Origin of the sequence: Pseudomonas sp. NPDC096950 (genome assembly GCF_044762525.1) — a bacterium.
In the GTDB taxonomy this organism is placed as follows: domain Bacteria; phylum Pseudomonadota; class Gammaproteobacteria; order Pseudomonadales; family Pseudomonadaceae; genus Aquipseudomonas.
The window spans coordinates 70,545-78,369 of the sequence record NZ_JBIWEL010000033.1 but is presented as its reverse complement, the minus strand read 5'-3'; the positions used below and the strand labels follow the sequence as shown (position 1 = coordinate 78,369).

The 7,825-nt window shown below is 59.5% G+C and carries 9 protein-coding genes and 1 other RNA gene; 4 read left to right on the top strand and 6 right to left on the bottom strand.

The genetic code is table 11. The annotated features are described in order from the left end of the window. Window positions 1-263, bottom strand: an RNA gene (rnpB, locus tag ACIQY3_RS31620) — RNase P RNA component class A; the annotation flags it as partial. Window positions 264-339: 76 nt separating this feature from the next. Then, on the bottom strand, window positions 340-1,245 hold the full coding sequence (gene rsmI / locus ACIQY3_RS31615) for a 16S rRNA (cytidine(1402)-2'-O)-methyltransferase (RefSeq protein ID WP_169373142.1): 906 nt from the start codon (window positions 1,243-1,245) through the stop codon (window positions 340-342). A gap of 176 nt (window positions 1,246-1,421) precedes the next feature. Between rsmI and ACIQY3_RS31610 the strand changes: the two genes are divergently transcribed. From ACIQY3_RS31610 to ACIQY3_RS31595, 4 genes are all read left to right on the top strand, one after another. Further along, a complete protein-coding gene (locus tag ACIQY3_RS31610; protein WP_403027886.1) occupies window positions 1,422-3,233 on the top strand; it encodes a penicillin-binding protein activator in 1,812 nt (603 codons plus the stop codon). Continuing rightward, window positions 3,233-3,595, top strand: a complete 363-nt coding sequence (locus ACIQY3_RS31605) for a YraN family protein (protein ID WP_403027898.1) — start codon at window positions 3,233-3,235, stop codon at window positions 3,593-3,595. The genes ACIQY3_RS31610 and ACIQY3_RS31605 overlap by 1 nt, the downstream gene beginning before the upstream one ends. A gap of 104 nt (window positions 3,596-3,699) precedes the next feature. Then, on the top strand, window positions 3,700-4,293 hold the full coding sequence (locus tag ACIQY3_RS31600) for a phosphoheptose isomerase (protein ID WP_007904374.1): 594 nt from the start codon (window positions 3,700-3,702) through the stop codon (window positions 4,291-4,293). After that, on the top strand, window positions 4,290-4,868 hold the full coding sequence (locus ACIQY3_RS31595) for a BON domain-containing protein (RefSeq protein WP_403027883.1): 579 nt from the start codon (window positions 4,290-4,292) through the stop codon (window positions 4,866-4,868). Before ACIQY3_RS31600 ends, ACIQY3_RS31595 begins: the two co-directional genes overlap by 4 nt. A gap of 146 nt (window positions 4,869-5,014) precedes the next feature. Here ACIQY3_RS31595 and ACIQY3_RS31590 read toward each other — a convergent pair whose 3' ends face one another. The 4 genes from ACIQY3_RS31590 to ACIQY3_RS31575 all read right to left on the bottom strand — a co-directional run. Continuing rightward, complete coding sequence (locus ACIQY3_RS31590; protein WP_054045578.1) at window positions 5,015-5,428, bottom strand: ClpXP protease specificity-enhancing factor; 414 nt, start codon at window positions 5,426-5,428, stop codon at window positions 5,015-5,017. Window positions 5,429-5,444: 16 nt separating this feature from the next. After that, window positions 5,445-6,062, bottom strand: a complete 618-nt coding sequence (locus ACIQY3_RS31585) for a glutathione S-transferase N-terminal domain-containing protein (protein WP_008155978.1) — start codon at window positions 6,060-6,062, stop codon at window positions 5,445-5,447. Window positions 6,063-6,212: 150 nt separating this feature from the next. After that, a complete protein-coding gene (locus tag ACIQY3_RS31580; RefSeq protein ID WP_054045580.1) occupies window positions 6,213-6,995 on the bottom strand; it encodes a cytochrome c1 in 783 nt (260 codons plus the stop codon). Continuing rightward, window positions 6,995-7,825 (bottom strand): cytochrome bc complex cytochrome b subunit (locus tag ACIQY3_RS31575; RefSeq protein WP_403027879.1); only part of this gene is annotated, 831 nt, incomplete at its 5' end. The genes ACIQY3_RS31575 and ACIQY3_RS31580, both read right to left, overlap by 1 nt.

The following is a 7,825-nucleotide window of genomic DNA, read 5'->3' as shown; positions in this document are numbered from 1 at the left end:
CACCACTTCCGGGCCTTGAGGGCTTTCAAGCAGCGGGCGTTGGCGGGCATGATCGGTTTTGTCGGGCTGTTGCCAGACGTGCGGTGCGCTCTTACCGCACCTTTTCACCCTTACCGGCGCCGAAGCGCTTAGGCGGTTATTTTCTGTGGCACTTTCCGTAGGCTCACGCCTCCCAGGCATTACCTGGCACTTCGCCCTATGGAGCCCGGACTTTCCTCCCCCCCCTAATTTTCATAGAGGGCAGCGACTGTCCAATCGACTCTCCGCCGCGAAGGTTAACGGCAGAGCGGCCGAAGAACAAGCGCTAATAGCCGCCAGCCACGCCTGCGCGTCGGGTTTTTACTCGCCCTTCTGTTTATCCAGAGCGACTTGATAGAGCACATTCTTGCGCTCGCCGGTAATTTGCGCCGCCAACGCTGCGGCGCGCTTGAGCGGCATTTCTTCGAGCAACAAATTAAGGATGCGCATCGCTTCGCTGCTGACGGCGTCCTCCGTCTCCGGCGCGGACCAACCGGCCACCAGCACCACGCATTCACCGCGCTGCTGATTGCTGTCGGACTCGACGAATTCGCGCAACTCGGCGAGCGGCAACCCTTTAAGGGTTTCGAAGGTCTTGGTAATTTCCCGGGCCAGCAACGCCGGGCGCTCGCCACCGAACACCAGCTCCATGTCTTGCAGGCACTCAAGGATCCGGTGCGGAGCCTCATAGAAAATCAGTGTGCGCGGCTCTTCCTTGACCAGCTCCAGACGAGCCCGACGGCCCACGGCCTTGGCCGGCAGAAAGCCTTCGAAGATGAAGCGATCCGACGGCAGACCCGCCGCCGACAATGCCGCGATCAACGCACAGGCGCCCGGCACCGGCACCACATTGATCCCCGCCGCACGCGCCTGGCGTACCAGGTGATAGCCCGGATCGGAAATCAGCGGCGTCCCCGCATCGGAGATCAATGCCACATCGTCGCCGGCCAGCAGGCGCGTGATAAAGCGGCTACCTTCATCCCGTTCGTTGTGTTCATGGCAAGCCGCCAGCGGGGTCGGAATGCCGAAGTGCTGCATCAAACGCTGGGAGTGACGGGTGTCTTCGGCGGCAATCAACGCCACCTCACGCAGGATTTTCAGCGCACGGGCACTGATGTCGTCCAGGTTGCCGATGGGCGTCGCCACCACATAAAGCGAGCCAGCAGCGGAATTCAAAGCACCTGGAGCAGTCAAAGCGCACACCTCATGATCGGTAAAAGTCGCCATTGTAGCGCGTAGTGACACTTGCGACGCGCGCGAGCCACCCTTGGTTTCGGGGCCTTTTGTGCAGTGCTGCAACATTTGCACGAGCTAAATTGATCGATTCACGCCAGTAACATCGCGCCCCGGCCAGTGCTTGGGTACAATTCCACGCTAATTTGATCGAGTATCGGGAACACTACATGATCGCTTGCCTGCGGCTGTTCACTGCCCTCTGCCTCGCTGCCTTGCTGGCGGCTTGCGCCAGCTCGCCCTCCTCCAGCCTTGGCGAACTTCCACGGCCCCCGGATGCCACTATCGAGCAACTGCTCGAAAAGGCTGCCCAGAGCAAAACGCCGGAACAAGCTGCACTGTTTCGCCTGAGCGCGGCAGACCTGGCTTATCGTCAGGGCAATGCCGGCCAGTCCGCGCAAATCCTGCAACAGGTACCGATGGAACAACTCAAGCCTGGCCAACAGGTCTTCGCCAGCACCCTGGCGGCGGAACTGGCCATGGTGCGCAATCAGCCCAAAGCGGCGCTGACGGCCTTGAGTCATCCGAGCCTGCAACGCCTGGGCGAATTGCCAGTCGAGCAACAGGTCCGCACCGGTACCGTTCACGCCCGCGCTCTTGAAGCCGATGGCCAGACCCTCGCCGCCGCACGGGAGCGCATCTTTATTGCGCCGATGCTCGAAGGCGAAGCCGCTGCAAAAAACCACGAAGCGATCTGGACCCTGATCGCCTCGCTGCCTACCGATCAATTGCAGCCGACCACCACCGATGACCTCGGCGGCTGGATGAGCCTGGCCCTGGCAGTGAAAACCGCCGGCACCCTGGAACAACAGCAAGCCGCGATCGACGCGTGGCGCGCACAGAATCCAAAGCACCCGGCCGCGCTGCAACTGCCACTGCCGCTGACCAAACTCAAGGAACTGGCCAGCCAGCCCTTGGGCAAGATCGCTCTGCTGCTGCCGCAGGACGGCCCGTTGGCGTCGGTCGGCAAGGCGCTACGTGATGGCTTCATGGCCGCTCACTACCAGGCGCAACAGGCCGGGCAGAAGCCGCCAGCCATTGTGTTCTATGACACCTCGAAGCTGACCTCGATGGACGAGTTCTATCGCAAGGCCCAGGCCGATGGCGTGCAACTGGTCGTCGGTCCATTGGAGAAGCCGCTGGTCAAACAACTCAGCGCTCGCCCGCAATTGCCGATCACTACCCTGGCGCTGAACTACAGCGAAGGCGAACAAGGTCCGGCGCAGCTGTTCCAGTTCGGTCTTGCCGCTGAAGACGAAGCTCGCGAAGTGTCCCGCCGCGCTCGCGCCGATGGCCTGCATCGCGCTGCCATCATGGTGCCGAAAGGCGAATGGGGCGATCGTGTCCTGAGAGCCTTCAGCCAGGACTGGCAAGCCAACGGCGGCAGCATTGTTGCCACCGAACGCGTTGACCAACCGGTGCAACTGGCCCAGCAAATCGCCGACATGTTCCAGCTGCGCCAGAGCGAAGGCCGTGCGAAAACCCTGCAGAGCACCGTTGGCTCGCAAGTTGCCGCGCAACCTTCCCGTCGTCAGGACATCGAGTTCATCTTCCTGGCGGCCACCCCGCAACAGGCGCAACAGATCAAGCCGACCCTGAACTTCCAGTACGCCGGTGACGTGCCGGTCTACGCGACGTCCCACGTGTTCAGCGCCAGCGGTGACGTAAACCAGTACAACGACATGAACGGCGTTCGCTTCTGCGAAACCCCATGGTTGCTGGATGCCAACGATCCGCTGCGCAAACAGGTCACTGCACAATGGCCACAGGCCGGTGGCAGCCTCGGCCGCCTGTACGCGATGGGTGTTGATGCCTATCGCCTGGCACCGCGCCTGGGGCAACTCAAGGCCTTGCCGGACAGCCGCATCGAAGGTCAATCGGGCAGCCTCGGCATGACCCAAAACCAACGTGTGGTACGCCAGTTGCCGTGGGCACAGTTCGTCAATGGTCAGGTTCAACGCCTGCCGGACACTCCGCACTGATGCCTGACAGGTCACGCCAGCAACGCGGTCAGGATGCCGAGCGCCATGCGCTCGAGCATCTTCAACAACAGGGTCTGCGCCTGCTGGCGCAGAACTGGTTGTGTAAACGCGGCGAGCTTGATCTGGTCATGCTTGATGGCGATACAGTAGTATTCGTTGAAGTCCGCTACAGAAAAAACACTCAATGGGGTGGCGCGCTCGATAGCATCGATGGGCGCAAACGGCAGAAACTGATTTTCGCCGCGCAGTATTTTCTTCAGCGCGAGTCGCGTTGGGCCAATTCCCCTTGCCGTTTCGACGTGGTTGCCATCGACAGCAACCTTGATCAGTTGAACTGGTTGCAGAATGCCTTCGACAGCTGATCGCTTGCACCCCGAACCGGACACCTTCACCCAACACTTTTGCTCTTTGCTTTGCGGGCTGCACATTCATGTGCCAAGTAGCCGCGCTAATTAAGGTCACACAGATGGACATGCAATCCCGAATTCGCCAGCTTTTTCAGGCCAGTATCGACACCAAGCAACAGGCGATGGACGTACTTGCACCGCACATCGAGCAAGCCAGCCAGGTGATGGTCAACGCCCTGCTCAACGAGGGCAAAATGCTTTCCTGCGGCAACGGCGGCTCCGCCGGTGACGCCCAGCACTTCTCGTCGGAACTGCTCAACCGCTTCGAACGCGAACGCCCGAGCCTGCCAGCCATCGCGCTGACCACCGACAGCTCGACGATCACCTCGATCGCCAACGACTACAGCTACAACGAAATCTTCTCCAAACAGATCCGTGCCCTCGGCCAGCCGGGCGATGTATTGCTGGCGATTTCCACCAGCGGCAACTCGGCGAACATAATTCAAGCGATCCAGGCCGCACATGATCGCGAAATGATTGTCGTAGCATTGACCGGTCGCGATGGCGGCGGCATGGCGTCGCTGCTTTTGCCTGAAGACGTCGAGATCCGCGTACCGGCCAATGTCACCGCACGTATTCAGGAAGTCCACCTGCTGGCGATCCATTGCCTTTGCGACTTGATCGACAGCCAACTGTTCGGGAGTGAAGAATGACCCCTAATCGCCTAGGCCTTCTGGCCTTGACCCTGTGCCTCGGCATCAGCGGCTGCACCTCGGTGGTTAAAGCCAGCCGTGAAGCGCCGATTGAAGATGACCGCGGCACGCGCACCTTCGGCAGCAAAATCGATGACTCCCTGATCGACACCAAGGTCGGCGTGAACGTCGCCAAGGCCGATCCGGCACTGGATAACGATTCGCACATCGTCGTCACCAGTTTCAACGGCGTGGTGCTGCTGGCCGGGCAAACGCCGACCGCAGACCTCAAGGCCAAGGCCGAACAGGCTGCTTCCGCCGTCCAGCGCGTGAAGAAGGTTCATAACGAACTGCAAGTCCTGCCACCGTCCGGCTTCCTTGCCCGCCAGAACGACACCTGGCTGACCTCCAAGATCAAGACCCAGATGCTCACCGACCCGAACATCCCGGGCTCGCGCATCAAGGTTGTCACCGAGAATGGCATCGTCTACTTGCTGGGTCTGTTGACCAAGAAGGAAGCCGATCAAGCCACCAGCCTGGTGCAGAGCGTTTCCGGTGTGCAGAAAATCGTGAAGTTGTTTGAGTACATCGACTGACACCCTTGTGGGAGCGGGCTTGCTCGCGAAGACGGTTTAACATTCAACGATGATGTTGGCTGACACTCCGCTTTCGCGAGCAGGCCCGCTCCCACATTGATTGTTGCGCGCACAAAAAAGGCGATCCATCCGGATCGCCTTTTTTATTACTTCACGACCTTCAAACTAGGTCGACCGCTGGGACGCGGCGGTTCGTTGTCGGGTGGCGGGACATCATCATCCGGCTCGATCTCTTCGTCGTCTTCCATAGGCGACTCCAGATCAAACACCATGCCCTGACCGTTCTCCCGGGCGTAAATACCCAGGATCGAAGCGATAGGCACGAACAGGGTGTGCGGCACGCCACCGAAGCGCCCCTCGAAGCTGACCGCTTCGTTGTCCATGTGCAAATGACGCACGGCAGCCGGCGATACGTTCAGGACAATCTGCCCATCACTGGCAAAACCTTGAGGCACCTGCACCGACGGATATTCGGAATTGACCAGCATGTGCGGGGTGCAATCGTTATCAACAATCCACTCGTAGAGCGCGCGGACCAGATAAGGTCGACTGGAGTTCATAGCGGCTCCTTAAGCCTTAGCGCATATCGCGTTCGACACCAGACAGACTCGCCTGGAAAGCCTCACGCGCGAAAGAGCGCTCCATGTAATCAAGCAGCGGCTTGGCAGGCCGCGGCAGTTCAATACCCAAAATCGGCAATCGCCAGAGTATTGGCAATAGGCAGCAATCCACCAGACTTTGTTCCTCGCTGAGGAAAAACGGCTTGTCGGCAAACAATGGCGACACGCCAGTCAGGCTTTCGCGCAGCTCTTTACGAGCGACGACGCGGGCGGCTTCCTTGGACCGGGAATCCAGGATCAGATCCACCAGGCCACACCAGTCACGCTGAATACGATGAATCAGCAGACGGCTGTTAGCACGCGCCACAGGATAAACCGGCAGTAAAGGCGGGTGCGGGTAACGCTCATCCAGATATTCCATCACCACGGTCGACTCCCACAACGCCAGGTCACGATCGACCAGGGTGGGCAAGCTGCCGTAAGGGTTCACTTCGATCAGTTTAGGCGGCTGGCGGCCAGCTTCCACATAAATGATCTCGGCGCTGACACCCTTCTCTGCAAGTACGATGCGTACTCGGTGGGAATAGTGGTCGGCGGGGTCGGAGTAACAGGCCAACCGATTGGTCACGCCCATGGCGGTCCTCCTCGCTTGTTGAAATTATCGGAAGCGGAAAAACGCGCGCGCCCAGAGGACGCCTCCCGTAACGCCTGGCTTACCAGACTCGTTACACCTTCAGAGACGCCCCTGGGCGCGCGCGATTAACAGCAATTGCTTACAGCTTTATCAATGGACGTCTTTCCAGTATTCACGCTTGAGCAGATATGCGAATACGAAGAAGAACGCCAGGTAGAGCAATACATAGGTGCCGATGCGCTGATGTTGCAGCTTTACCGGGTTAGCCGAGTAAGCGAGGAAGGTTACCAGATTCTTGACCTTCTCATCGAACTGCTCTTCGTTCAGGGCACCACTCTTCGGCACGATGGTCAGCTGATCGCACGCTTCATGAGTCAGCGGCGTACCGGTCAGCGGATCATACTGCTTCTTGCCGTCCTCGACGATTTGAACCTGTTTGCAGCCAACCACCTGGCGACCTTGCAGGCCGACCAGCACGTTAGGCATGCCGACGTTCGGGAATACCTTGTTGTTCACACCCCAAGGACGCGTCGGGTCTTCATAGAACGAACGCAGGTAGCCGTAGAGCCAGTCAGTGCCACGCACGCGAGCCACCAGGGTCAGGTCCGGCGGTGCCGCCCCGAACCAGGTCTTGGCGTCTGCAGGCTGCATGCCGATGCTCATGTGGTCGCCAATCTTGGCGCCGGTGAACACCAGGTTTTTCAGCATCAGATCGTGAGGAATCCCCAGGTCGTCGGCAACGCGCTCATAGCGCTGGAACTTGGCACTGTGGCAACCCATGCAGTAGTTGGCGAACGTACGTGCGCCGTCCTGCATGGCCGCCTTGTCGGAAACGTCGATGTCGACTTTTTCCAGCTCCGGGCCACCGTGCTCGGCTGCGAAGGAGAACACTGGCAGAGCAGCAAGAATCAATACAGCAAATAGCTTTTTCATCAGCCAGTCACCCTTTCCGGAACCGGTTTGGTCTTCTCGAGCCTGGTGTAGAACGGCATCAGAATGAAGTAGGCGAAGTACAGGAAGGTGCAAATCTGCGACACCAGCGTGCGCTCGGGAGTCGGAGCCAATACGCCCAGGATGCCGAGGATCACGAAGCAGATGCAGAACACCCACAGCCAGATCTTGCTCAGCCAGCCCTTGTAACGCATGGACTTGACGGGACTGCGGTCGAGCCACGGCAGGACGAACAGCATGGCAATCGACGCCCCCATGGCAATGACGCCCATGAGCTTGTCCGGAATCGCCCGCAAGATCGCGTAGAACGGTGTGAAGTACCAGACCGGAGCAATGTGCTCTGGGGTCTTGAAGGCGTTCGCCACTTCAAAGTTCGGCTTCTCGAGGAAGTAACCGCCCATTTCCGGGAAGAAGAACACGATCGAGCAGAAGATGAACAGGAACACCACCACGCCGACGATATCTTTCACGGTGTAGTACGGGTGGAAGGCAATGCCGTCCAGCGGTACGCCGTTTTCGTCCTTGTGTTTCTTGATGTCCACGCCGTCCGGGTTGTTCGAACCGACTTCGTGCAGCGCCAAGACGTGCAACACCACCAGGCCGAGAATCACGATCGGCAGGGCCACGACGTGCAGGGCGAAGAAGCGGTTCAGGGTAATACCGGAAATCAGGTAGTCACCACGGATCCACTGGGTCAGGTCGTTGCCGATGACCGGGATCGCACCGAACAGCGAGATGATCACCTGAGCCCCCCAGTAGGACATCTGGCCCCACGGCAGCAGGTAACCAATGAAGGCTTCAGCCATCAGCGC

Excerpts from the sequence above, each read along its gene's own strand:
- ACIQY3_RS31605 (WP_403027898.1), top strand. The coding sequence starts at position 3,233 with ATGCCTGACAGGTCACGCCAGCAACGCGGTCAGGATGCCGAGCGCCAT.
- ACIQY3_RS31585 (WP_008155978.1), bottom strand. The coding sequence starts at position 6,062 with ATGGGCGTGACCAATCGGTTGGCCTGTTACTCCGACCCCGCCGACCAC.
- ACIQY3_RS31595 (WP_403027883.1), top strand. The coding sequence starts at position 4,290 with ATGACCCCTAATCGCCTAGGCCTTCTGGCCTTGACCCTGTGCCTCGGC.
- rsmI (WP_169373142.1), bottom strand. The coding sequence starts at position 1,245 with ATGGCGACTTTTACCGATCATGAGGTGTGCGCTTTGACTGCTCCAGGT.
- ACIQY3_RS31580 (WP_054045580.1), bottom strand. The coding sequence starts at position 6,995 with ATGAAAAAGCTATTTGCTGTATTGATTCTTGCTGCTCTGCCAGTGTTC.
- ACIQY3_RS31600 (WP_007904374.1), top strand. The coding sequence starts at position 3,700 with ATGGACATGCAATCCCGAATTCGCCAGCTTTTTCAGGCCAGTATCGAC.
- ACIQY3_RS31610 (WP_403027886.1), top strand. The coding sequence starts at position 1,422 with ATGATCGCTTGCCTGCGGCTGTTCACTGCCCTCTGCCTCGCTGCCTTG.
- ACIQY3_RS31590 (WP_054045578.1), bottom strand. The coding sequence starts at position 5,428 with ATGAACTCCAGTCGACCTTATCTGGTCCGCGCGCTCTACGAGTGGATT.